Genomic DNA, 23,788 nt, shown 5'->3' with positions numbered 1-23,788 from the left:
TGAACAGTGGGAGAGTCACGGTGTACTTCGCCGCACTGCTCGCGCGCACCGAAGACGGGTGGGAAGCGAGCGACACGGAGCTCGACGATGTGGAGACCCTGTCGGATCTGACCGACCTGGCCCGTGAGGCCGCCGCCGGCATCACGGGCGCCGACGACGACACAGTCCTCGTCTTCATCGAACAGGAAGACGCCTGGTTCGGCGTCGTCCGTGTGGACGGCGAGGAGGACCCGCGGATCTACGTCTCCGACGCCGCGGCCGCCGCCCGCAGCGCCTACGGCGAGATCCTGCTCACCGACGAGATGCTGGGCCGCGACCCGGACGACGAGGCCGACGCCCTGGAGGCGCTGAACCTCGACGGCACCGAGGACGGCGAGTCCGACAGCTCCGACGACGACACGGAAGGACCGGACGCCGCGGGCGAGGCCGTGCCCTCCGGGCCGCTCGGGGACACACAGATCCTCAGCGACCTCGGCGTGCCGGAGAAGGGCCTGCTGAGCCTGGAGAGCGGCGACGCGCTCAACGAGATCGCCGACATCCTCGGAGCCGCGGAGGTCCTCGAAACCGTCCGTTAGGTTCACCGTGTGACCCAACTCCCAGATCCGGTACGAGAGCGCTGGCGGGCGCCCATGCGGATCGCCCTGGACGAGGCCGAACGGGCCGTCCGGGGCGGTGACGTGCCCGTCGGCGCCGTCGTGCTCGCCGCGGACGGCGAGACGGTGCTCGCCACCGGCCACAACGAACGCGAAGCCGGGGGCGACCCCACCGCGCACGCCGAGATCCTCGCGCTGCGCCGGGCCGCCGCGAAGCTCGGCGGCTGGCGGCTGCCCGGGTGCACGCTCGTCGTCACCCTGGAGCCGTGCGTGATGTGCGCGGGCGCGCTCCAGCAGTCCCGCCTGGAACGCGTCGTCTACGGCGCCCGCGACGCCAAGGCCGGTGCCGCGGGCTCCCTGTGGGACCTGCTGCGCGACCGCCGCCTCAACCACCGGCCCGAAGTCGTCGAAGGGGTGCTCGCCGAGGAGGGCGCGCGGCTGCTCACCGACTTCTTCGCCCGCTCCCGGGACCGCGGCGGCCCGCCCGCCGAGGGGTAGTCCAAACGGATTTCGGTCCACGGCCCACCTTGGGCTAGGATCTCTCTCGGTAGCGTGTCCGAGCGGCCGAAGGAGCTCGCCTCGAAAGCGAGTGTGGCGCAAGTCACCGAGGGTTCAAATCCCTCCGCTACCGCCATAGACACCCCGTAGGCCCAGGAAACTGGGTCGGCGGGGTGTCTCGCGTTCGGCCCCCACTGCCTGCTCCCACCGCACTCCCGGCGCCCGCTCCCGGCGACCGGCGAACTGGGCGGGGACCGGATCGAGTTGAAGGCCCAGCCACCGCTGCGGGCACACGGGGCCGCGCGGTCGGCGGGACGGAATCGACCGTGCCGTCAGCAGGGGCCGCCCCGCCCTCCCTTGCCCGGAGCAGACCCGTCGCCCCCTCACTGCTCCTCCTCGTCCTCCGCCCGCTCCGCGAGTACCAGCGCGACGAACCGCGCCAGATGGGCCCCGGCGGCCAGCGCCGCGCTCGTCGCCACCGCCACGCGGGCCGGCGTCGAATCCGTCGTGAGGAGCAGGGTCGCGGCGGCGGCGAGCACGGCGGTGCCCGTGGCGAAGGCCGTCGCCGACCACGCCCTCGGCGGCGCGGCTGCCCCCGTGCCTCGTACCGCCCGTGCCGCCCGTGCCGCCACCACGGCATGCCCCACCGCCGCCCCGCCCAGCACCACCCCCGCCACCACCCGCCCAGCCCCGCCGAAGGGCGGCAGCAGCGCCGCTCCCGCGACGAGGCCCGCCACCGCGGCCGCCACATGGCCGTGGGCCGCGCGGCGGCGGGTGCGGTCGAGGAAGGCCGCGTGGACCAGCCAGGCCAGTTCTCCGGCGAGGCCGAGGGCGGCCGTGCCGATGAGGGTCCAGCGGGGGCCCGGCACCCGGCCCGGGGGTACGCCGACGACGAGGGTGCCGCTCAGGAGGAGGACGATTCCGGCGTGGTAGAAGCCGCGGGTGCGGTCGGCCCAGCGCAGGCTGAGGGTGGCGTGGCCGCGCTGGACGTTGCGCAGCCAGCGGGTCGGCCGCCCGTCGCGCACCTCGCCGGGCCACCACTGGGCCAACTCCTCGGGCAGGGTGTCGTAGCGGCGGGCCCAGACGGCGGCCTGGACGGCGCCGATCTGCGCGAGGCCGGAGGCGATGAACAGGGACACCGCCGCGTCCGGCCAACGGGCGAAGCGGGGCTGGTCCGCGGCGAGGGTCGGCAGGAGCAGCGCGGCCATGGTGAAGCTCGCCCCCGCGAGCAGCGGGGCCGCGAAGCCGCCGAGCCCCTGGATGCTGGCGGCGTACCCGAGCGGGAGGGGCGGCTGCCAGGTGTCGCGCGGGAGCCGCCGCGGCGGCCGCACCGCCCGGCGCGACGCACCGGGACCACGCCCGCGCCCCTCAGCTCCGCGAACGCGGGCACCCCCGCTCGTGCCGCTCGTCGACCCCGCCGCACTCGGCGCACACCCGGCCGCGCCCGCGGGTGCCGCCGAACTGGAGGCGGCGGGTGCCGGTGGTGCCCGTGCGGGTCGGGGGGACGATCTGGTGGGGGCCGGGGCGCAGGGCGAAGGCGGTGCGCAGGAGGCGCATGGTCCGGTCGATGGTGTCGGCGGTCGGCTGGGGTTCGGCGGGCAGCGTGAAATACAGCTCGACGCCGTCGGGCGGGTGCAGGCTCAAGGACTGAAGCGTTCCGCCCATCCGTTCGAAAAGGGCGCGCAGCGTCGGCTCGGCGGCGGGAACGAGAAACCTGGGCAGTTCGTCCGTGGCCACGGACAGCCGTACGTGAATGACCATCTGCATGGGATGCATCACCCCCCGTAATACGGACAAGCATACGGACCGGGGGTATTGATCACGAGTGCTTCGTCATTTCCCGGGTCGGTCCGGACAAGCGCCGAAGAACACGGGATGCGGCTCCGAAGAACACCGAACAGACACGGAAAAACCCCGGCGCCGTCATGGCGCCGGGGCCTTCTTCCGATAGGACGGGGGAAGCGGCATCGGGGGGACAAGCCGCTCCCCCCGATGAGGACCGAACTCTCAAGTCAACGCCGCCACCGGGGGAAGAGGACGGCGCGGACCCCGCAGTGGAGACCGGTCCCTGGCCCGTGGATTCCTGCCAGATCCGCCGGGCTCACCACCATCCTGCGCCGCCCGCAACCGGGAACGGCCAGGCGAAGGGCCTCTGCCGCCGGGTCATTGGTCCTTAAAAACCTGGTGAGTTCGCGCCACGTTAGACTCGCCCGGCACAAGCGGAACACGGCACGGAACATGGCACGGAACACGGCATACGGGGGCTCGGGGATGAACGGGCAAGGGGAGGCCACAGCGTGAAGGACCCGAAAAAGATCATTCTTTTCGTCCTCGTGGTGTTCGTCCTGTACGTGATCATCACCGACCCGGCCAAGGCCGCGGACTACGTCCAGGTAGGGTTCGAGGGCATTTCGAACGCCGCCAAGGCCATCGGCGACTTCATGACCTGGGTCGCCAACGGCGGCAAGGACGACTGAGGGAGCGCCCGTGATCCGCCATCTGGTCCTCTTCAAGCTCAACGACGGCGTCGAGCGCGACGACCCGCGCGTCGCCGCCGGTGTCAAGGCCTTCGAGGAGCTCGGCGGGATCATCCCCGAGCTGCGCTTCTGGGAGTGCGCCTGGAACATCTCCGAGCGCCCCATCGCGTACGACTACGCCATCAACTCGGCCGTCGACGACACCGATGCGCTCACCCGGTACCTGGAGCACCCGGCGCACCAGGCGGGCGTCGGACTGTGGCGCGAGTTCGCCACGTGGGTGATCGCCGACTACGAGTTCTGAGGCCGCCGCCGCGTTTTCCACGGCCCCGCACCGGGAACGGTGCGGGGCCGTTTCGCGTCTTCTGCCCCAACTTGCCCCTCAACACGGAGTTATCAGGTGCTTGCACACAGTGCACATGTCTTGTGATGCTATGACCGCTTTTGACGGATGAGTTGACCGAGGTCGACCGGGCTTGACCGAGCTCGGCCGGACTCGCCGGAGAAGGGGTGGCGTTGACCGTGCCGGCCAGTTCTGCGCCCGAAGCACCACCCGCACAGGCGCCCGAGACCCCGCCCGCCCGGGCCACGGAGGCGCCACACGCCCGGGCGCCCGAGGCCCCGCCCGCGCAGGCCACGGAGCCGCCGCCCGCGAAGGCGCAAAGCAGCAGGGGCGCCGACACCCGCGCCCTCACCCAGGTGCTCTTCGCCCAGCTCAAGGAGCTGGAGCCGGGCACCGTCGAGCACGGCAGGGTGCGCGGCGCGCTCATCGAGGCCAACCTGCCCCTGGTGCGCTACGCCGCCGCCCGCTTCCGCAGCCGCAACGAGCCGATGGAGGACGTCGTCCAGGTCGGCACCATCGGCCTCATCAACGCCATCGACCGCTTCGACCCCGACCGGGGCGTGCAGTTCCCGACCTTCGCCATGCCCACGGTCGTCGGCGAGATCAAGCGGTACTTCCGCGACAACGTGCGCACCGTCCACGTACCGCGGCGGCTGCACGAGCTGTGGGTGCAGGTCACCGGGGCGACGGAGGACCTGACCACGTCCTTCGGGCGCTCGCCCACGACCGCCGAGATCGCCGAGCGGCTTCGGATCACCGAGGAGGAGGTGCTCTCCTGCATCGAGGCCGGGCGTTCGTACCACGCGACGTCCCTGGAGGCCGCGCAGGAGGGCGACGGGCTGCCGGGGCTGCTCGACCGGCTCGGGTACGAGGACCCGGCCCTGGACGGCGTCGAGCACCGCGACCTGGTCCGGCATCTGCTCGTCCAACTGCCCGAGCGGGAACAGCGGATCCTGCTGCTTCGCTACTACAGCAATCTGACGCAGTCCCAGATCAGCGCCGAATTGGGCGTTTCCCAGATGCATGTGTCGCGACTGTTGGCCAGAAGCTTCGCGCGGCTTCGGTCCGCAAATCGGATCGAGGCGTAACCGTATCGGGTGGAACCGCCTTTCGGCCGTTACCGACGGAGTCGCGGCCGAAAAAGTCTGAGACCCCCTCTTTCCTGCACGGACGTCACCCTCACTTGTCGACAAGTCACTACAGCGTGTTGCCGACATGTGACATTCTGCTGGAACCGCGTTTGCCGGGGCCCCGCCGCCGGTATTCAGGTGGAGGCTGCGTTCCTTCGACGGGGCGCCGGCCGCGACCGTCCGCGACCTCAAGGGGGTGGCATGTCCGCAGACCAGGGCAGCTCGAAGGTGCTCACGCTCACGCTTGAAGACAGTGCGAGCGAATCAGCGCCCGACGCGCTCAAGGGTTCCGAGGCCGTATCCCCGGCCCCGGGAGCCATCGACACCCGCACCCTGTCCCGCTCCCTCTTCCTGCGGCTCGCCGCACTCGACCAGGACAGCCCCGAGCGTGCCTACGTCAGAGACACCCTGATCGAGCTCAACCTCCCCCTGGTGCGGTACGCCGCGGCACGCTTCCGCAGCCGCAACGAACCGATGGAGGACATCGTCCAGGTCGGCACCATCGGCCTCATCAAGGCGATCGACCGGTTCGACTGCGAACGCGGCGTGGAGTTCCCGACGTTCGCGATGCCGACCGTCGTCGGCGAGATCAAGCGCTTCTTCCGGGACACCAGCTGGTCCGTGCGCGTCCCGCGCCGGCTCCAGGAGCTGCGCCTGGCCCTGACGAAGGCCAGCGACGAGCTCGCCCAGCGCCTCGACCGCTCCCCCACGGTGCCCGAACTGGCCGCCGTGCTCGGCGTGTCCGAGGAGGACGTGGTCGACGGCCTCGCCGTCGGCAACGCGTACACCGCCTCCTCCCTCGACTCCCCCGCCCCCGAGGACGACGGCGGCGAGGGCTCCCTCGCGGACCGCCTCGGCTACGAGGACACCGCCCTGGAGGGCGTCGAGTACCGCGAGTCCCTCAAGCCCCTCCTCGCCAAACTCCCCCCGCGCGAACGCCGCATCATCATGCTCCGCTTCTTCGCGAACATGACGCAGTCCCAGATCGGCGAGGAGGTCGGCATCTCGCAGATGCACGTCTCCCGCCTGCTGACGCGGACGCTGGCACAGCTGCGGGAAGGGCTCATCGCGGACTGAGAGGTTCCGCTCCGGCCGGATCGCCGGGCAAGGCAGGTGGGGGCGCCGTCCGGGGCAGACGACGCCCCCCACTGAGCAGCCCGCGGCCCGTGCCCGCGTCGGGTGGCGCGGCAGCACCACCCGACAGGGCTTCGTCGCCGGGCCTGGCTGCGTCCGGCACCGGAGCGGACGGAGAAGAGGTCCGTGCGGTCCGGGAGTCGGGCGGTTCTCGTCCCGCGGGCCGAGGAGTCGTTCCGCCAGGCAACGCTAGGCACACGGTGCCGGGGCGCCCATGGCGTACGTGCACCAACCGGCCTGTACGACCTGCGGGTTGTGCACCTCGCGACGTGGCCTCGACCCTGCCGCGCACCACCCGGGAGCATCGGCCCGGCGGGGCTGCACCCGCATGCCCCCGTCCGGGTGTCCACCTCACGCGGCCGCGCACAGCACGTCGCGGTCGCCGCTGGTGAGTGCGGGCGCGCCCGTCAGGACGTACAGGGCGATGTGCAGGTCGCGTATGCCGCTGAGGGAGGAGAGGTCCCGGCCCAAGTGGGCCTCCAGGGCCCGGAGGTGGGAGCGGACCGTGGCCTCCGCCAGGCCCAGGTCGCGCGCCGTCGCTTCGAGGTGGGCGTCGAGGGTGAGCCAGGCCGTGGCCGTGGTGAGCAGGTCCCGGCGGTCCGCGCGGGCCGGGCTCAGCAAGGTCTCGGCCCAGGCGTGGATGTGGGGGCCACCGAGGAGGGCGGGCAAGGTCGGCTCCTCGCCGTCGTGTTGGCGGACGGGCGGGTCCCTGTGTTCGCGCCGGGTGACGAGTTCGAGCGCCAGGCCGACGGCGACTCGGTCGCCGATCGAGGTGAAGTCCATGCCGAGCAGGTCCGCGGCCCGCGCCACGCGGCGCGTGACGGTGTTGCGGTGCAGCTCCAGGCGTCGGGCGGCCACCGTGTAGGGGTGGGCGAGCGCGGTGGGCAGGGTCTCGCGGAACTGGTCCCACTGGTGGTCGGACATGAGCGCGCGCAGCAGTCCCCGCGCCCAGCGCTGTGCGTCGTACGGGCAGAGCAGACCGGCCAGGTCCGTCTCGCGTGCCGACACGGCGACGCGGTCCGCCCGGGAGAGCGCGAAGCGCTGCGCGGTGCTCGCCTCGCGCAGGGCGTCGGCGAGCAGCGACAGGGAGTAGGCCCCGCTGCCGCCCAGCGAGGAGGCCGGGCCCGGGGCGGCGACCAGTCGGGTGAGCGCGGCGGCGACCGGTTCGTCGGGCTCGCCGGGGCGGATCGGTTCGACGACCAGGACCCGGCGGTCGTCGCGCGGGTCGGCCACGGCCAAGGCACGGCCGGACACGGCGGTTTCACAGTGCCGTACGACGACGTCCCGGCGCGCGGGTTCGGTCCCGATGACGAAGAGCCTCGCGGTGCCGGGGTCGAGGAGGCCGGGCGCGAGGCCCGCCAGCACGCGTCGCGCCTTGTCGACCTCGCCGTCCAGGAGCAGCTCGGCCGCGGCGCCGCGTGCGGCCCGCGCCGACTCGGCCGCCGCGCCGTACTCGCGGCGCGCCTGGACGACGAGGCCGAGGAGCTTGGCGGCGTGCCGCAGCAAGCGCAGGTCGGCCTCGTCGAACGGGGTGCGGCGGGCGACGAGGAGGAAGGTGTCGGCTCCGGCTCCCGGGGCCAGGGAGATCAGCTGGGTGTGGTGGGACGCGGATCCGGTGCCGGGGAACGCCTCCCCGGCCGACTGCCGGACGAACGCCTGCACCAGGTGCTCGGCGGCTGTGGGAGGCGAGGTGGCGAGGACGCGCTCCGGCCCGCTGACGAGGACCTGGGCGCCCAGTGCCTCGGCGAGGCAGTCCGCGACGCGCTGTGCGGCCTTCGGGTCCGCGACCTGGGCGGGCACCTGGGAGACCAGGGCATCGAGCTGCGCGGCACGCCGCTCGGCCGCCACGAGCCGCTGTCTCTGGATCGCGGCATGCACTCCCGCCCAGCGCTCCCGTGGGGCAGTGGTGACCAGCAGCGGCATGCCGGTCCGGTCGGACAGGTCGCGGATCGACTGGGGGAAGGGCGGATGCTCGCCGGGTGCCGCGGAGACGACGAGGCCGGCGCACTCGTCGAGGGCCATGCGCCGCAGCAGTTCTTCGACGGCGGCCGTGAGGCGGCTGCGGATCGGGGCAGACACGTTCCTGTTCCCGGACTCGGACCCGGACCCGGACCCGGACAGCAGGATCAGGGCACCTGCCGGAAGGGCGTCCGGGGGTCCGTTCTCCAGCAGCGCGCTCAGGGAAATCGTGGTCAGTCCCGTGAGCGGCTTCGCGTGATGCGGTACGGCATCGCGCGGCCAGGCGAACGCGAGTTCAAGTTCGGGCCTGCGCGTGGGAAACGAGCCAAGGGTCGGCATGGATGCTCCTCGTTGCGGGCTCGTGTCTCCGGGGGCCGTTCTGGTGCCCCATGCAACTAGGAATGCGAGGCCGGGATCAACGGGCTGCCGAATAGGTACAGATTTCTGCTGGGTGTTTCCGCGGCGGTCCTTGCTGCGAGCCGCCGCAAGGACAAGGTGACCATACGTAGACCCCTGACTGCGACCAGTGAGACTCCGCCGCTTAGAATTTCTGGCGCGGCAGCCGGGTGAGCGGGTGGGTGCGACGCACACGCACCGCGCTCCCGCGGACCACGGGGGCGGGGGAAGAAGGGGGAAGAGGGGAAACGGCATGGCGGACAGCGACAGGACGGCCCTGACCACTTGGCTTGTCTCGCTGCGCGAGCGAACGCGCCCGTCCGCCCTCGGCCTGCGGGAGCGCCCGTCCTCCCGCCCCGGCCCCCGGGTGCGCGGGGTGACCCAGGAACAGGTCAACACCGCCCTGAATTGGGGGCGCGGCACCTATCAGGCCCTGGAAAAGGGGCGTCTGCAGGCTCAGGGCCGCCGCATTCACACCCGGCACATCGTGGACATCGCCGAACTCTTCCACCTCGACGAGGACAAGTACCGGCAGCTGCACATCCTGGCCCTCGGCACACAACCGCCGCGCCCGCTCAGACCCGAGACCAGTGTGGTGGTCCCTTCACAAGCGGTGTGGCAGCGCGTGGTGGAAGGCCAGCGGGAAATCGCCTACGTCACCAATGTGCAATGGGACCTCGTCGCCTGGAACGAGCCTTTCACCCACCTTTTCTCCGCACTCGGCTACACCGATGACGGGGGAGTTCCGCAGAACATGATGGACTGGATGCTCTTCTCCAGGATGGCGCGCGAGAAAATACTGGTCGACTGGGAGAAGAGCTGGGCTCCCCCGGTGCTCGCCCAACTGCACTCGGTCTCGCTGGAGAACCCGTACAACGAGAAGCTCTCACAGCTGATGGACCGGGTACGCGAGGATCCGACGACCCGGCGCATCTACGAGGCCGGCGTCATCGACTACGCGTACCCCGACGGGGATCAGCGGCCGCTCTACCACCCCGACTTCGGCCAGGGCCACGCGGTGATGGCCTCCGCGCACCCGAGCAGCGCCCCGCACGCCCGCCTCATCGTCGTGTGCTTCGACCGCGCGGACGCGGCCCATTCCTGTTGACAGGGTTCCTAATTGACGGGGCGTCAGCCACACTGGCGCGATGCTTCGTGGTGCGTGGAGTGGCGGACGTGGCCGCCGGGGCGCGATAGCGGGCGCCTCGGCGGTCGTGCTGGGGCTTGGCGGGCTGGTCGCCGCGTGTGGCGGTGACGGGCGGGACGGCTATGTGGCCACCGGTGCGGCCGGGGGCGGGCCCGAGAAGGGGGCCGGGAAGGGCGTGGGGCCCAGCGGGGACGTGGAGTTCGTGCCGTTGGACGGGGAGGCTTCTGGAGGGCCGCCGGGGAGGGGGTCCGGGGCGGGCGACGGGGGCGGCACAGGTGGCGGCGGCCGGGACAGTGGTGGCCGTGGCGGTGGTGGCGGTCGCGGCCAGGGCGGTGACAGCCCGTCCTCCGGTGAGGGTTCGCCCGGCGCCGGTTCCCCTGCGGGCAAGTCGCCGGGCGGCAGCGCGAGTTCCGGCTCCGCTGACGCGCCGAGCGGCCAGGGCGCGGGCAACGGTGGGAGCGGAGACAGCGGCGAAGGCGACGGCGCCCGCCCAGGCTCCCCGAGCGGCGGCTCCCCCGCCCCCAGCACTCCCCCGAAGCCCAGACCGAACCCGAGGCCGGACCCGGACCCCAAGCCGAAACCCCCCGCCCCCGCCGTCCTCAAAGTCGGCGAGCCCCGGCGTGCGGCCGGGGAGAAGCGGTGGTGCGAGGACGTGACGGTCAGCTTCCGCAACACCGGGGGTTCCGCCGTGCGTTCGGGCAGGGTGACGCTCGGTACGCACATCATCGGCGCCCTCGGCGTGGACTGGGGGACCGTCGAGTCCACGCGGAAGCTCCCGGCGCCCCTCAGGGCCGGGAGAACCGTGAAGAAGACTTGGCCTGTTTGTGTCGACTGGTGGCGCGTTCCGCTCGGCATGCGCGTCGAGACGCGTGACGTCGACGTGGAGTGGAAGTAGCCCCCGAGGGGGCCTCGGACGCGTCTTCCGGGCGCGCACCCACGTGCGGGCGCGCGCCGGAGCGTTACTTCAGCGCCAGCCAGGCCACCGCGGCCACGATCACGATCGCCGCGACCACGCCCACGATGAGGCCGATGCGCGGGCCCGCCGGGGCCGCCGCCTGCCGCTGCGCGCGGCCGCCCTGGGGCGGCTCGTCGACGAAGGCGCGGAACATCTGAGTGGAGCCCGCCGGGTCGTGCTGGCCCTCGGGGCCCGGGGCGCCCTGCGGTGCATGGGGGTTGTGTGCCATGGGGCAGGACCCTAGCGAATCTCCGCCGCCCGGCCCAACCCCCGCTGACCGGCGGCTTTACCTCCGGGGTCCGAGACCTTTGCCAGCCCTTTAGCCCGTTGGTCCGGTTTTAGTTTGCCTGTGGCAACCAACTGCTTCTATGGTTGCCCTAAGCAACGAAAAGTGAGGGTGGATGCCATGGCCGCACAGCGTGAATACGCGGAACTGGCCCGCCAGCTCAGCGCCATCGGCGCCGTGAAGCGCGGCCTCGGCCGCGGTCTGCCCGCCGACTGCCCGAGCGGCTCCGCCGCCGTGCTCACGCTGCTTCAGCGCCACGGCGAGATGCGGATGAGCCGCCTCGCGGAACTCCTCGCCGTCGACATGTCGGTGACCAGCCGCCATGTCGCGCACGTCGCGGAGCGCGGCTGGATCGACCGGGCCCCGGACCCCGCGGACAAGCGCTCGCGCATCCTGCGGCTCACGCCCGCGGGCGAGGCCAAGTTCGAGGAGCTGTCCGAGCTGTCCATCGCCACCCTCGCCCACTACCTGCACGACTGGTCCGACGCCGACGTCGGCCTGCTCAGCTCGTTGCTCGCACGCCTGCGTGCGGGATTCGGGGACTGCCGCGCGGCTTCGGCCCGGCTCCCCGGAGCGCCGCACGCGACCGAGGAACCCACCGAAACCACCCGTACACCCGCGTAAGAATCAGGAAAAGGAACCCATGGCAACATCCACACCGTCCGGTGTGCGGGGCAGCCATGCCAAGCACGGAGCGCACGGGCACCCCGACAGCGGCGCCCCGATGACGCACCGGCAGATCATGGAGGCCCTGTCCGGCCTCCTGCTCGGCATGTTCGTCGCGATCCTGTCGTCGACGATCGTCTCCAACGCCCTGCCCGAGATCATCGGTGACCTCGGCGGCGGCCAGTCCGCCTACACCTGGGTCGTCACCGCCGCGCTGCTCTCGATGACGGCGAGCACCCCGCTGTGGGGCAAGCTGTCGGACCTGTTCAGCAAGAAGGCGCTCGTCCAGATAGCCCTGGTCATCTATGTCCTCGGCTCGGTCGTCGCCGGTCTGTCGCAGAACGCCGGAATGCTGATCGCCTGCCGCGTGGTGCAGGGCATCGGCGTCGGCGGGCTCTCGGCGCTCGCCCAGATCGTCATGGCCGCGATGATCTCCCCGCGCGAGCGCGGCCGTTACTCCGGCTACCTCGGCGCGACCTTCGCCGTCGCCACCGTCGGCGGCCCGCTGCTCGGCGGCGTCATCACCGACACCTCCTGGCTCGGCTGGCGCTGGTGCTTCTACGTCGGCGTGCCCTTCGCGATCATCGCCCTGATCGTGCTCCAGAAGACCCTGAAGCTGCCCGTCGTGAAGCGGCAGGTCAAGGTCGACTGGGCCGGCGCCTTCTTCATCACCGCCGCCGTCTCGCTGCTCCTGGTCTGGGTGACCTTCGCGGGCTCCGGCTCCGGCAAGAAGTACGACTGGCTGTCGTGGCAGTCGTACGCGATGGTCGGCGGCTCGATCGTGCTCGGCCTGCTGTTCCTGCTGGTCGAGTCCAGGGCCAGCGAGCCGATCATCCCGCTGCGGCTGTTCCGCAACCGCACCATCGCCCTCGCCTCCCTCGCCTCGCTGTTCGTCGGCGTCGCGATGTTCGCGGGCACCGTCTTCTTCAGCCAGTACTTCCAGCTGGCGCGCGGCAAGTCGCCGACGATGTCCGGCGTCATGACGATCCCGATGATCGCGGGCCTGTTCGTGTCGTCCACCGTCTCCGGGCAGCTGATCACCAAGACGGGCAAGTGGAAGGCCTGGCTGGTCAGCGGCGGTGTGCTGCTGACCGCCGGTCTGGGGCTCCTCGGCACCATGCGGTACGACACCGCGTACTGGCACATCGCCTGCTACATGGCCCTGATGGGCCTCGGCATCGGCATGATGATGCAGAACCTGGTGCTGTGCACGCAGAACCAGGTCGCGCCCGAGGACATCGGCGCCGCCAGCTCCGTCGTCACCTTCTTCCGGTCCCTCGGCGGCGCCATGGGCGTCTCGGCGCTCGGCGCCGTGATGTCGACGCGCATCACCGACTACGTGAAGGACGGCCTCGCCGACCTCGGTCCGCAGGGCGCGGCCCTCGGCCACGGCGGCACCGGCGGGGGCGGCATCCCGGACCTGGACGCGCTGCCCGGCCCGTTCCGGACCGTGATGGAGAGCGCCTACGGCCACGGCATCGCGGACGTGTTCCTGATCGCCGCGCCCATCGCCTTCCTCGCGTTCGTGGTCACCCTGTTCATCAAGGAGGTGCCGCTGCGCACGGCGGGAGCGCTCGCGCAGGCCGCCGAGTCCGGCGAGACCTCCACCGTGCCCGCGGCGCCCGTCGAGGCCGCGCCGGCCGACGCCGAGCCCGTGCTCGCCTCCGTCGCCGCGCACACCGAGGCCGGTCCCGACGGCACCCAGCGGCTCGCCGCCACGGCGTCCGTCGCGGGCTCCGGCGCGGCGCCCGCGCGGGACACCGGCGGGGGCGTGCCGGTACGCGGCTTCGTCCGCGGCGCCGAGAGCGCGCCCGTGCCCCGGGCCGCGGTCACGCTGATCTCCCTCGGCGGGCGGCAGTTGGGGCGCGCGGTCGCCCAGGACGACGGCTCCTACGCCGTGGACGCCCCCGGCGCCGGTTCGTACGTCCTGATCGCCTCCGCCGACGGGTTCCAGCCGCAGGCCTCGACCGTCGTGGTCGGCGCCGAGCCGCTCGCGTACGACCTGCTCCTGAGCGGCACCAGCGGGCTCGGCGGTGTCGTGCGGACCGCCGACGCCCAGCTGCCCGTGGCCGGGGCGATGGTCGTCGTGACCGATGTGCGCGGGGACGTGCTCGCCACCGGGACCTCCGGCGAGCAGGGCGACTTCGCCTTCGCCGAGCTGGTCCCCGGGCCCGTGACCGTCGCCGTGAACGCGGCCGGGCACCGGCCGGTGGCCCTGCCCGTCGAGGTGTCCGCCGTCGGCGTCACCCGCGTCGAGGTCGAACTGCGCTCCGGCGCGCGGGTGCTCGGCACCGTGCGGGCCGCGGGCGGGCCGCTGAACGGCGCGCGCGTCACGCTCGTCGACGCGGCCGGGAACGTCGTGGCCTCCGCCACCACCGGGGCGGACGGCGCGTACGCCTTCACCGACCTGGACAGCGGCGAGTACACGGTCATCGCGACCGGGTACCCGCCCGTGGCCACCGGCCTGACGGTCGGCGGCGACGGCGGCCCCGTCGAGGGCCACGACATCGAACTCGCCCACCCGGGCGAGTGACTGACCCCGCCTTGGGGCCGCGCTTTGAGCGGACGCGGCCCCGGGCGGTGCGTAGGGCCCCCGGGACGGTGGCGACGCGACGGTTGGGGACGGCCGGTCGCCACCGCCGGGGGCCGATTGCTTTGTGTGGGCTGTGGCCCTGTGGGGGTGCGGCCCGATGGACTTCGGCAAGGAGAAAAACGGGATGGGACTCAACGCGCGGATCCGGACGCGGGACGGTTGGGCGGTGCCGCACGCGGTCGTCACCGTCACCGACATGACGGGGACGCAGGTGCTGCGCGCCGAGGTCGACGGCGAGGGCGTCGTGCGGGACGCCACGGAGCTGGCCGCCGGGCCGTACACCGTCATCGTCACCGCTGTCGGGTACGCGCCCGCCGCCGCCACCGCCCTCGTCACCGCGAGCGGGCGCGCCGACGTCGGCCGGATAGTCCTCGGCCGCGCCGGTGGCACCGAGCTGCCGCCGCCCGGGCCGTGGACCATCGACCCCGTCCACTCGTCCGTGGCCGCCGTCGCCCAGCACCTGGGGATCTCCAGCGTGCGCGGGCGGTTCACCGAGTTCTCGGGGCGCATTGAGATCGCCGAGCACCCCGAGGACCCCGAGGGCTCGGCGAAGTCGCGGGTCGAGGCCGTGATCCGGGCCGCGTCCATCGACACGGGCAACGCGATGCGCGACGGCCACCTGAAGTCCGGTGACTTCCTGGACGTCGAGACGTACCCCGAGATCACCTACCGGTCGACCGGCCTCGAACCCGCCGGATCCGACCGCTGGACGGTCCACGGCGAGCTCGGCATGCACGGCGTCGTACGCCCCGTCGACCTGGACCTGTCCTACCTCGGCACCGGCGCCGACCCCTGGGGCGGCACCCGCGCGGCCTTCCGCGCCACCGCCGAACTGCGCCGCGAGGACTTCGCCATGAACTACAACCAGGTGCTCCAGGCGGGCATCTCGGCGATCGGCACGACGCTCAAGGTGGAGCTGGACATCCAGGCGGTGCAGGGGGAGAGCCTGCCGCAGGTGTAGGCGGGGCCGGGCAGGTCGAGGGCGCCGCCGAGGACGTCGACGCCCGGAGCGGGGGGGCCGGTGGCTACCGGGGGCTTTCCTCCTCGGTGACCCCGGCAGGGGCTCCCCCGGCCGCACCCCCGGCGGCGCCCCGCTCGCCGTCCCCCGCGAGGACGGCCGGGTCCAGCATCGACTCGATGCCCGCGATCATCAGGTCCAGGGCGATGGTGAAGTCGCGGGCCCACATCTCGGAGACGGTGCCCTCGCTGCGGGACGCCATGAGTTCCGCGGCGGACCGCACGGCCTCGTTGGTGGCGAGTTCCTCGTTGACCGTGCCGACGGCGTCCCTGAAGTACTCGTCCTGGGTCATCCCCGCGGCCGCGACCCGGGCGCGGAAGTGCCCCTCGATGGTCCCGAAGCCGTACACGAACTGGAACACCGCGGCGATCGCGCCGTTCTGGCGGTAGGGCGTGAGCCCGGTGTTCCGTACGGCCCGCTGGATGGCGAGGGAGAACGCCAGCCAGTTCGGCCCGATGTTCAGGAAGTCGCCGATCAGCGGCGACACCCAGGGGTGGCGGACCAGCAGGTCCCGGTATCCGGCGGCCAGTTCGCGCAGCTGCTCGCGCCACGCGTCGGGCACGGCCTCGGTGTCGGGAAGGCGCACCTCCGCGGCCACCCGGTCGAGCGCCAGCTCCAGCAGGTCGTCCTTGGTGTCCACGTACCAGTACACGGACATCGCGGTGACGTTCAGCTCGGTGGCGAGGCGGCGCATCGAGAACTTGGCGAGGCCCTCCGCGTCCAGGAGGCGGACGGTGGCCTCGGTGATGCGGTCCCGGTCGAGTCCGCTCGGCTGGGCGCCCTTCCGGCTCGTGCCGCGCGGCGCCTTGCCCTCCAGCCAGACGCTCGTGCGGGCCGCTCGCTTCGCGCGGTCGGCTGCCTTCGTCATGGCGCACCTTCCTCGTACGGGTGATCAGTCATCGTGCCCTGCTGTGCCCTGCCGCGCGGCCGGGGCCGCCTGCTGCACAGAGTCTGCCCTCTCCGCCCGCCACAGCAACGCCGCCGCCAGCGCGCCGCCGAGGAACAGGGCCACCGCGCCGACCAGCTGGCTGGTCTCCAGGCCCGAGGAGAACGCGTCCGCGATCCGGTCCCGCTCCCCCGCCGAGTCCGCCGCCGCCATCGCCGCGGGGAACGACGCCGCCGACACCGCGACAAGGGCCGAGAAGCGGGAGCTGAGGACCGCGCCGAGCACCGCCACGCCGAGGCCGTTGCCGAACTCCGCGAGGGTGCCGTTGATGCCCGCGCCCACCCCGGCCTTCTCCGGCGGGATGGCGCTCATGATGGCGTTGGCCATCGCGGGCATCGCGAACGAGATGCCCGCGCCCATGAGGACCAGGCCGACCAGCATGCCCGAGTAGTCGTGCCCGCCGAACGACGCGACCACGGCGAGGCCGCCCGCCAGCGTGGTCATGCCGGTCAGGATCGTCAGCGGCGTGCCCAGCTTGGCGTGCACCTTCGCGCCGACGCCGACCAGGTTCAGGAGCACCACGGTCGCGGCGAGCGGCGCCGTGCGCAGGCCCGCCTCCAGCGGCTCGTACCCGAGGACGAACTGGAGGTGCTGGGTGAGCAGGAACAGCGAGCCGCCGAGGCCGAAGGCCACGAGGACCGCGCCCATCACCGCGCCGATGAAGCGCTTGTTCTGGAAGAAGTGCATGTCCAGCATGGGGTACGGGGCCCGCAGCTCCCAGAGCGCGAAGGCGCCGAGGACCACCACGCCGACCCCGGCCGGGACCAGGACCTGCCCCGACGTCCAGCCGTGCTCGGGGCCCGAGATGATCGCGTACACCACCGACGCCATGCCGATGGTGGAGAGCAGCGCGCCGAGCAGGTCGGGGCGGTCGCCCTGGGGGTTCTTGGACTCGGGCACCATCCGCACCACCGCGACCACGCCGATCAGCGCCACCGGGATGTTGATCAGGAAGATCGAGCCCCACCAGAAGTGGTTGAGCATGAAGCCGCCGAGCAGCGGCCCCGCGGCGAAGCCGAGGGAGTTGACGGTCGCCCAGAGGCCGATCGCCCTGACCCGCTCGGCGTCGTCGAAGAGCTGCACCACGACCGCGAGGGTCGTCGTCATCAGCAGCGCGCCGCCTATGCCCATCCCGGCGCGGGCCGCGATCAGCTGCGCGGAGGTCTGCGACAGGCCCGCCACGAGCGAGCCGATACCGAACAGGACCAGGCCCGCGGTCAGGAGCTTCTTGCGGCCGTAGCGGTCGGCGGCGCTGCCCGCGGTGAGCAGCAGGCCCGACTGCACGAGCGAGTACGCGTTGATCATCCACTGGATGTCGGCGGACGACGCGTCCAGCTCGCTGGTGAGCGAGGGGATCGCGACGCTCAGGACCGTGTTGTCGAGCAGCACGGTGAGCTGGGCGAGGCAGATGACGCCCAGGATCAGCCAGCGCTGCGGGTGGCGGTCGCCGTGCCCGACGACCGCTTCGGGGTTGTCGGCGGTGGTGGCCGTCATTCGGGCTCCTTCTCTTCTACGGTGTACGTCGGTGGGTCGACGTACACCGTAGAGGAAGTCCCATACGCCGTACAACAGACTTTGCCGGAGTGTTCAGCTCTTGGGCTTGGTCAGGTCGTAGAACGTGGCGTCGCCCGCGGTGACCTTGGTGAAGTTCTTCGTGACCCAGGTGGAGATCTGGGCGGCGGTGCCTTGGCCGCTGTCCGTGGGGCCGCCTCCCCTGCCGCCGCCCATGCCGCCTCCGGCGATGAAGTAGTGGATCCGGCCGTCGGCCACATAGCTCTTGAACTGGGCGAGGGTGGGGGACGGGTCGCTGCCGTTGAAGCCGCCGACGGCCATCACCGGTTCGCCGGTGGCGAGTTGGTGACTCGCCGCGTTCTGCGAGCCGATCGCTGCGGCGGCCCAGGTGTAGTCACTGGCGTTCGCTTCCAGGAGGCGCTTCTCCTCGGCGCCGACTTGGGCGCCGTCGAGGAGGCCGCCCATGCCGCCGCGCGGTGGGGTGTTCTGCCGGGGCTGGCCTTGCCGACCGGGGGGCCGGGCCTGCGGGTTCTGCTGACCCTGGGCCTGCCCCTGCTGCCCCGGAGGCCGCCCCCCGCCGTCCCCGCCGGGACCACCAGGACCTCCCGTCCCGCCAGGCCCACCACCCGGCCCGCCAGGCCCACCCGTCCGCCCCGCCCCAGCGGGCCCCGCCGTCACGATCGACCCGGTGTGCGGGCTGTTCACCGTGGACAGCGTGTACGCCACCGGACCGGCGAGCGACGCCGCGAGGCCGAGCCCGACGGCCGTGAGGGCGAGCCGCCGCCCGAGCCGGGCCGCGAGCAGCAGCCCCGCCGCGCCCGCGAGCCCCGCGGCCAACACGGCCCAGCGCAGCCACGGCACGTGGTCCGGCGTACGGCCGAGGAGTTCGTACCCCCACCAGGCCGTCACCGCGACCGCCCCGCCGAGCACCGCGCCCGCCCACGCCCTGGCGCGCTCCTCCCACAGCACGGTCGCGCCCATGCCGACGAGTGCCGCGACGTAGGGGGCGAGGGCCACCGTGTAGTACTGGTGGAAGATCCCGGCCATGAAGCTGAAGACGGCCGCGGTCATCAGGAGCGAGCCGCCCCACGCCACGAACGCGGCCCGCGCGGTGTCCGTCCGGCGCGCCCGCCACGTCACGATCAGGCCCCCGACCAGCAGGATCAGCGCGGCCGGAAGGAGCCAGGAGATCTGGCCACCCACCTCGGAGTCGAACATCCGGCCGAGGCCGGTCTCACCCCAGCGGCCCCCGCCGCCGGGCCCGCCGCCCCCGCCGACGCTGCCGGTCTCCTCGCCGTTGATGCGGCCGAGGCCGTTGTAGCCGAAGGTCAGCTCCAGGAAGGAGTTGTGCTGGGAGCCGCCGACGTACGGGCGCGACGACGCGGGCCACAGCTCGACGACCGCGACCCACCAGCCGCCCGCGACGACCATCGCGAGCCCCGACAGGGCGAGTTGACCGAGCCGCTTGGGCAGCCGCACGGGCGCGCACACCGCGTACAGGACCGCGAGCGGCGGCAGGATCAGGAACGCCTGCAGGGTCTTGGCGAGGAACGCGAGGCCTACGGCGGCGCCCGCCCACACCAGCCACTTGGTGCGCCCGTGCTCCAGGGCGCGCAGGACGCAGTAGACGGTGACGGTCATCAGGAGCGCGAGCAGCGCGTCGGGGTTGTTGAAGCGGAACATCAGCGCGGCGACCGGGGTGAGCGCGAGGACCGCGCCCGCGATCAGACCGGCGGCGGCGCTGAAGCGGCGGCGTACGGCGGCGTACAGGACCGCGACCGTGGCCACGCCCATCAGCGCCTGCGGCAGCAGGATCGCCCACGAGCTGAGGCCGAGGAGCCGCACGGACAGGGCCATCGGCCACAGCGCGGCCGGGGGCTTGTCGACCGTGATCGCGTTGCCCGCGTCCAGCGAGCCGAAGAACAGCGCCTTCCAGCTCTGGCCGCCCGCCTGCGCGGCCGCGGAGTAGAAGGAGTTGGCGTAGCCGGACGCGCCGAGGTCGTAGACGTAGAGGACGGCCGTGGCCAGGAGCAGGCCGAGGAAGGCGGGGCGCACCCAGCGCGCGTCCTCGGCGCGCCCGCGCCACAGGCGTGAGAGGAGCCCGCCCGGGCGCCCCTGACGCGCCCCTTCAGGGAGCACCTCGGGGGCGCCCGCGGGTGCCGCAAGTGCTCCGGGTTCCCCGGGTGCCCCAGGGACCCGGGGCGAGTTGACCGTGGTCATCGGGGGTTCCTCATCTCGTACGTGGCGGAAGGCGCCGACTCCGTACGGCGGTCCGGGAACACCCAGGTCCGCAGGAGCAGGAAGCGCAGGACCGTCGCCGCGAGGTTGGCGACGACGAGGACGGCGAGCTCCGTGCCGTGCGCGGGGTGCGCGGACGCGGCGTCGAGTGCCGCGAGGGAGCCGCTGGTCAGGGCGAGGCCCACGGCGAAGACCACCAGGCCCTGCGCCTGGTGGCGGACCGCGCTGGCCCGGCCGCGCACGCCGAAGGTGAGGCGGCGGTTGGCCGCGGTGTTGGCTACGGCGGACACGAGGAGGGCCAGCGCGTTGGCGGCCTGCGCCCCCGTGAACGTACGGAAGCCGGAGTAGAGCAGCAGGTAGAAGAGGGTGGAGAGGGCGCCCACCACGCAGAAGCCGACGAGTTGGCGGGTGAGTCCGCCGGGGACGCCGGGGAGCCGACGGTCGCGCGGGTCGTCCCCGAAGGGGCGCGCGAGCCGGTCGAGGGGGAGCGCGCCGACGGCGAGCGCCCGTCCCACGCGCCAGACGCCCTTCAGGTCGTCGGCCGCCGTCCTGACGATGTGGACGCTCGACTCGGGGTCGTCGACCCAGTCGACGGGCACCTCGTGGATGCGCAGGCCCGCACGCTCGGCGAGCACCAGCATCTCCGTGTCGAAGAACCACCCGGTGTCCTCGACCAGCGGCAGCAACTCCCGTGCCACGTCCGCCCGGATCGCCTTGAACCCGCACTGCGCGTCGGAGAACCGGGCGTGCAGCGAGCCGCGCAGGATCAGGTTGTACGTCCGCGAGACGAACTCCCGCTTGGGGCCGCGCACGACCCGCGAGCCACTGGCGAGCCGGGAGCCGATCGCCAGGTCGGAGTGCCCGGAGATCAGCGGCGCGACCAGCGGAAGCAGCGCGTTGAGGTCCGTGGACAGATCCACGTCCATGTACGCGAGCACGGGCGCGTCCGACGCGGCCCAGACGGCGCGCAGCGCCCGCCCGCGCCCCTTCTCCTCCAGGCGCACGTACCGCACGTCGGGGAGCCGCGCCGCGAGCCCGGCCCCCACCTGCGGGGTGCTGTCCGTGGAGGCGTTGTCGGCGATCGTGACGCGGAAGCGGTACGGGAAGGTCCGCGCGAGGTGGTCGCACAGCCCGCGCACCGACGGCGGCAGGTCCTTCTCCTCGTTGTGGACGGGGATGACGATGTCGAGGACGGGGGCCGTCGGTACGTCGCGTACTTCGTGTGCGTCGCGTACTTCGTGTACGTCGTGTCGGACGCTGTGCGCGGGCAGGTGCGCCCGCGTCGGCAGCGTGCCCGACGGCCCCTTGGCAGCGGTGCCCGATGGCCCCTTGGCAGAGTCGGTTGGCATGCGTCCGACGCTCGCCAACCGCTCTGTCAGGGCAGTGTGCTGAGGCTGTGGCCCGTCTGTGAGTACGAGGGCCGCTCCCGGTACGCGGGCAGGTGGACGGTGAACACCGTGCTGCCGGGCTCGCTGGTCACCGTCACGTCGCCGTCGTGCGCGGCCACGACGGCCTGCACGATGGCGAGTCCGAGGCCCGTCGAGCCGTGGGCGCGCGAGCGCGAGGAGTCGCCGCGGGCGAACCGTTCGAAGACGTGCGGGAGCAGGCCGGGCGGGATGCCGGGCCCGTCGTCGGCGACGTCGACACGCACCCGGGGCCCCTCGTGGCGCACGCGCGCGGTGACGGTGGTGCCGGGCGGGGTGTGGGTGCGGGCGTTGCCGAGGAGGTTCACCAGGACCTGCTGGACGCGGGCCGGGTCGGCGAGGACGAGCGCGGGGTCGGGGGGCAGGTCGAGGCGCCAGGTGTGGCCGGGGCCCGCGGCGCGGGCGTCGCCGAGGGCGTCTACGAGCAGGGGGGAGAGGTCGGTGGGTTCGCGGGTGAGGGGGCCTGGGGCTTGGCCCTTGCCTGGGGCTTGGCCCTTGCCTGGGGTTTGGCCCTTGCCTGGGGTTTGGCCTGGGGTCGCCCGGCCCGGCGTACCGCTGCCGTGGTCCGCCCCGCCGCCGTGGCCCCCGCCTCGGTCCACGTCCAGGCGGGCGAGCAGCAGCAGGTCCTCGACCAGGCCGGTCATCCGGGTGGCCTCGGACTCGATGCGGCCGAGGGCGTGCCGGGTGTCGGGGCCGGTCTCCTCCCGTCCCCTGCGGGTCAGTTCGGCGTACCCGCGGATGGAGGCGAGCGGGGTGCGCAGCTCATGGCTGGCGTCGGCGACGAACCGGCGCACCCGGGTCTCGCTGCGCTGGCGTGCGTGCAGCGCCGAGTGGACGTGGTCGAGCATGCGGTTCAGCGCGGCGCCGACCTGGCCGACCTCGGTGCGGGCGTCGGCCTCGGCGTCGGGGACGCGTTCGTGCAGGGCCACTTCGCCGCTGTGCAGGGGGAGTTCGGAGACGCGGGTCGCGGTGGCGGCGACGCGGCGCAGCGGGCGCAGGGCCACGCCGACCATCGCGGCGCCCGCGAGCGAGGCCGCGACCAGGCCTGCGGCGGTGACGCAGACCTCGGTGACGACGAGCGTGTTGAGGGTGTTGGTGACCTTGGCGGTGGGCAGCCCGACCAGGTAGTCGCCGAAGCGGCCGGTGGCGTACTCGACGCGGTACTCGCCGAGTCCGGGTACGTCCACGGTGTGCGGACCGCCGTCGCGGGCCACGCCGGCGAGGGCGTCGAGCTGGGCGGCGTCGAGGGGCTTGGCGATGGATTCGGGGGAGCTGCTCGCCAAGTCGGGCTCGGTGCTGACGGCGCCCTCGGCGAGGGTCCCGTCCTCGCCGACGACGGCGCCGACGGTGCCGACCTCCTGCGGGCCCTTGGCGACGAACCGCAGCGGCCCGCCCCCGCCGGGCCCCTCGTCGCGGTGCTCCGGGAGCTTCCCGGCCCCCTCCGGCGGCCCGGCCGCACGCATCGAGACCTGTCGGAGCGCGCCGTCCACCTGCTCGTACAGATGCGACCGCAGCGCGATCGTCGTGACCGTGCCGATCACCGCGCACACGACGGCGATCAGCGCGACGGCGGAGAGGACGAGGCGGGTGCGGAGGGTGCGGGGCCTGCGAAGGCGCGAGGCGCGGGGCCTGCGGGGGCGCGGGGTGCGCGAGCCGTGCGGGAGCCTCACGCCGCCAGGACGGCGGGCTTGATCAGATATCCGGCGCCCCGCCGCGTGTGGATCATCGGCTCCCGCCCGGCGTCGATCTTCCGGCGCAGATACGAGATGTACAGCTCGACGACGTTGGCCTGCCCCCCGAAGTCGTAGCTCCACACCCGGTCGAGGATCTGCGCCTTGCTGAGCACGCGCCGCGGATTGCGCATGAGATAGCGGAGCAGCTCGAACTCGGTGGCGGTGAGGTGGATGGACGCGCCGCCGCGCGTCACCTCGTGGCTGTCCTCGTCGAGGGTCAGATCACCGACGGCGAGCACGGACTCGCTGCGCCGCCCGGACGCGCAGGAGCGCCGGATGAGCCCGCGCAGCCGCGCGACGACCTCTTCGAGGCTGAACGGCTTGGTCACGTAGTCGTCGCCGCCCGCGGTGAGCCCGGCGATGCGGTCCTCGACCGCGTCCTTGGCGGTCAGGAACAGCACGGGCACGTCCGGCAGTTCGCGGCGCAGCCGTCCGAGCACGGCCAGGCCGTCCATGTCCGGCAGCATCATGTCGAGCACGACGGCGTCCGGCCGGAAGCTCCGCGCGGCCCGCACCGCGCCCGCGCCGTCGTCCGCGCTGCGGATCTCCCAGCCCTCGTACCGCAGCGCCATCGAGAGCAGCTCGGTGAGCGACACCTCGTCATCCACGACGAGTACGCGGACGGGGCTCCCGTCCGGCCTGAGCAGTTCGGTACGCCCCTGGGGCGAGGTCGTGGTCATGGCCTCAGCGTGGTCGGCGGCCGTGAGAGGGGGCTTTCGGCAACCTGTGAATTCCCTGAG

General features: G+C 72.8%; 21 protein-coding genes and 1 tRNA gene. 12 read left to right on the top strand and 10 right to left on the bottom strand.

Translation table 11 applies throughout. The annotated features are described in order from the left end of the window. Positions 1–20: 20 nt before the first annotated feature. From ACZ6AA_RS37305 to ACZ6AA_RS37295, 3 genes are all read left to right on the top strand, one after another. Complete coding sequence (locus ACZ6AA_RS37305) at positions 21–575, top strand: tRNA adenosine deaminase-associated protein (RefSeq protein WP_468453648.1); 555 nt, start codon at positions 21–23, stop codon at positions 573–575. 54 nt (positions 576–629) lie between these two features. After that, positions 630–1,091, top strand: coding sequence for a tRNA adenosine(34) deaminase TadA (gene tadA, locus ACZ6AA_RS37300; protein ID WP_468454281.1), 462 nt, complete (start codon positions 630–632; stop codon positions 1,089–1,091). Between the two features lie 48 nt (positions 1,092–1,139). Continuing rightward, positions 1,140–1,227 (top strand) — tRNA-Ser (locus ACZ6AA_RS37295). A gap of 247 nt (positions 1,228–1,474) precedes the next feature. On the opposite strand, the gene ACZ6AA_RS37290 is transcribed toward ACZ6AA_RS37295, so the two are convergent. Next, the gene (locus tag ACZ6AA_RS37290) at positions 1,475–2,422 is read right to left on the bottom strand and encodes a hypothetical protein (protein WP_471462916.1); all 948 of its coding nucleotides are present in this window, start codon (positions 2,420–2,422) and stop codon (positions 1,475–1,477) included. 37 nt (positions 2,423–2,459) lie between these two features. After that, the gene (locus ACZ6AA_RS37285) at positions 2,460–2,858 is read right to left on the bottom strand and encodes a hypothetical protein (protein ID WP_468453651.1); all 399 of its coding nucleotides are present in this window, start codon (positions 2,856–2,858) and stop codon (positions 2,460–2,462) included. A 530-nt stretch (positions 2,859–3,388) separates the two neighbouring features. Here ACZ6AA_RS37285 and ACZ6AA_RS37280 point away from each other — a divergent pair. From ACZ6AA_RS37280 to ACZ6AA_RS37265, 4 genes are all read left to right on the top strand, one after another. Continuing rightward, on the top strand, positions 3,389–3,568 hold the full coding sequence (locus tag ACZ6AA_RS37280) for a hypothetical protein (RefSeq protein WP_030357901.1): 180 nt from the start codon (positions 3,389–3,391) through the stop codon (positions 3,566–3,568). Positions 3,569–3,578: 10 nt separating this feature from the next. Next, positions 3,579–3,872, top strand: a complete 294-nt coding sequence (locus ACZ6AA_RS37275; RefSeq protein WP_468453653.1) for a Dabb family protein — start codon at positions 3,579–3,581, stop codon at positions 3,870–3,872. 212 nt (positions 3,873–4,084) lie between these two features. Then, positions 4,085–4,999, top strand: coding sequence for an RNA polymerase sigma factor SigF (locus ACZ6AA_RS37270; RefSeq protein WP_468453655.1), 915 nt, complete (start codon positions 4,085–4,087; stop codon positions 4,997–4,999). Between the two features lie 243 nt (positions 5,000–5,242). Continuing rightward, positions 5,243–6,118 carry an RNA polymerase sigma factor SigF gene (locus ACZ6AA_RS37265; RefSeq protein ID WP_380843381.1) on the top strand — a complete coding sequence of 292 codons (876 nt, stop codon included), beginning with the start codon at positions 5,243–5,245 and terminating at the stop codon, positions 6,116–6,118. A gap of 408 nt (positions 6,119–6,526) precedes the next feature. On the opposite strand, the gene ACZ6AA_RS37260 is transcribed toward ACZ6AA_RS37265, so the two are convergent. After that, a complete protein-coding gene (locus tag ACZ6AA_RS37260) occupies positions 6,527–8,473 on the bottom strand; it encodes a helix-turn-helix domain-containing protein (protein ID WP_471462913.1) in 1,947 nt (648 codons plus the stop codon). A gap of 310 nt (positions 8,474–8,783) precedes the next feature. On the opposite strand from ACZ6AA_RS37260, the gene ACZ6AA_RS37255 reads away from it, so the two are divergent. Both ACZ6AA_RS37255 and ACZ6AA_RS37250 read left to right on the top strand, forming a co-directional pair. Then, positions 8,784–9,638 carry an MmyB family transcriptional regulator gene (locus ACZ6AA_RS37255; protein ID WP_471462911.1) on the top strand — a complete coding sequence of 285 codons (855 nt, stop codon included), beginning with the start codon at positions 8,784–8,786 and terminating at the stop codon, positions 9,636–9,638. A gap of 40 nt (positions 9,639–9,678) precedes the next feature. Beyond that, entirely contained in the window at positions 9,679–10,572 is an 894-nt protein-coding gene (locus ACZ6AA_RS37250) for a hypothetical protein (RefSeq protein WP_468453661.1), read from the top strand. 64 nt (positions 10,573–10,636) lie between these two features. Here ACZ6AA_RS37250 and ACZ6AA_RS37245 read toward each other — a convergent pair whose 3' ends face one another. Further along, on the bottom strand, positions 10,637–10,861 hold the full coding sequence (locus ACZ6AA_RS37245; RefSeq protein WP_380843375.1) for a hypothetical protein: 225 nt from the start codon (positions 10,859–10,861) through the stop codon (positions 10,637–10,639). A gap of 177 nt (positions 10,862–11,038) precedes the next feature. Here ACZ6AA_RS37245 and ACZ6AA_RS37240 point away from each other — a divergent pair, with 177 nt between their 5' ends. From ACZ6AA_RS37240 to ACZ6AA_RS37230, 3 genes are all read left to right on the top strand, one after another. Further along, positions 11,039–11,542, top strand: coding sequence for a MarR family winged helix-turn-helix transcriptional regulator (locus ACZ6AA_RS37240; protein ID WP_471462909.1), 504 nt, complete (start codon positions 11,039–11,041; stop codon positions 11,540–11,542). A gap of 100 nt (positions 11,543–11,642) precedes the next feature. Further along, the gene (locus tag ACZ6AA_RS37235) at positions 11,643–14,117 is read left to right on the top strand and encodes an MFS transporter (protein ID WP_468454283.1); all 2,475 of its coding nucleotides are present in this window, start codon (positions 11,643–11,645) and stop codon (positions 14,115–14,117) included. A 184-nt stretch (positions 14,118–14,301) separates the two neighbouring features. Further along, the gene (locus tag ACZ6AA_RS37230) at positions 14,302–15,138 is read left to right on the top strand and encodes a YceI family protein (protein ID WP_471462907.1); all 837 of its coding nucleotides are present in this window, start codon (positions 14,302–14,304) and stop codon (positions 15,136–15,138) included. Between the two features lie 64 nt (positions 15,139–15,202). Here ACZ6AA_RS37230 and ACZ6AA_RS37225 read toward each other — a convergent pair whose 3' ends face one another. The 6 genes from ACZ6AA_RS37225 to ACZ6AA_RS37200 form a co-directional block, all read right to left on the bottom strand. Next, positions 15,203–16,063: a TetR/AcrR family transcriptional regulator gene (locus tag ACZ6AA_RS37225; protein ID WP_471462905.1), complete on the bottom strand. Its 861-nt coding sequence runs from the start codon at positions 16,061–16,063 to the stop codon at positions 15,203–15,205. Positions 16,064–16,087: 24 nt separating this feature from the next. Further along, positions 16,088–17,635: an MFS transporter gene (locus ACZ6AA_RS37220; RefSeq protein ID WP_471462903.1), complete on the bottom strand. Its 1,548-nt coding sequence runs from the start codon at positions 17,633–17,635 to the stop codon at positions 16,088–16,090. Between the two features lie 93 nt (positions 17,636–17,728). Further along, the gene (locus ACZ6AA_RS37215; protein ID WP_471462901.1) at positions 17,729–19,873 is read right to left on the bottom strand and encodes an ArnT family glycosyltransferase; all 2,145 of its coding nucleotides are present in this window, start codon (positions 19,871–19,873) and stop codon (positions 17,729–17,731) included. Beyond that, positions 19,870–21,240, bottom strand: a complete 1,371-nt coding sequence (locus ACZ6AA_RS37210; protein WP_471462899.1) for a bifunctional glycosyltransferase family 2/GtrA family protein — start codon at positions 21,238–21,240, stop codon at positions 19,870–19,872. The genes ACZ6AA_RS37215 and ACZ6AA_RS37210 overlap by 4 nt, the downstream gene beginning before the upstream one ends. Before the next feature lie 26 nt (positions 21,241–21,266). Next, positions 21,267–22,985 carry a sensor histidine kinase gene (locus tag ACZ6AA_RS37205; RefSeq protein WP_471462897.1) on the bottom strand — a complete coding sequence of 573 codons (1,719 nt, stop codon included), beginning with the start codon at positions 22,983–22,985 and terminating at the stop codon, positions 21,267–21,269. Further along, positions 22,982–23,728, bottom strand: a complete 747-nt coding sequence (locus tag ACZ6AA_RS37200) for a response regulator transcription factor (protein ID WP_468453677.1) — start codon at positions 23,726–23,728, stop codon at positions 22,982–22,984. Before ACZ6AA_RS37200 ends, ACZ6AA_RS37205 begins: the two co-directional genes overlap by 4 nt. Between the last annotated feature and the right edge of the window lie 60 nt (positions 23,729–23,788).

Source organism: Streptomyces sp. NPDC040610, from assembly GCF_055594065.1.
Note: the sequence above shows the minus strand (reverse complement) of the source record. Positions and strands in the feature narration are given on the sequence as shown.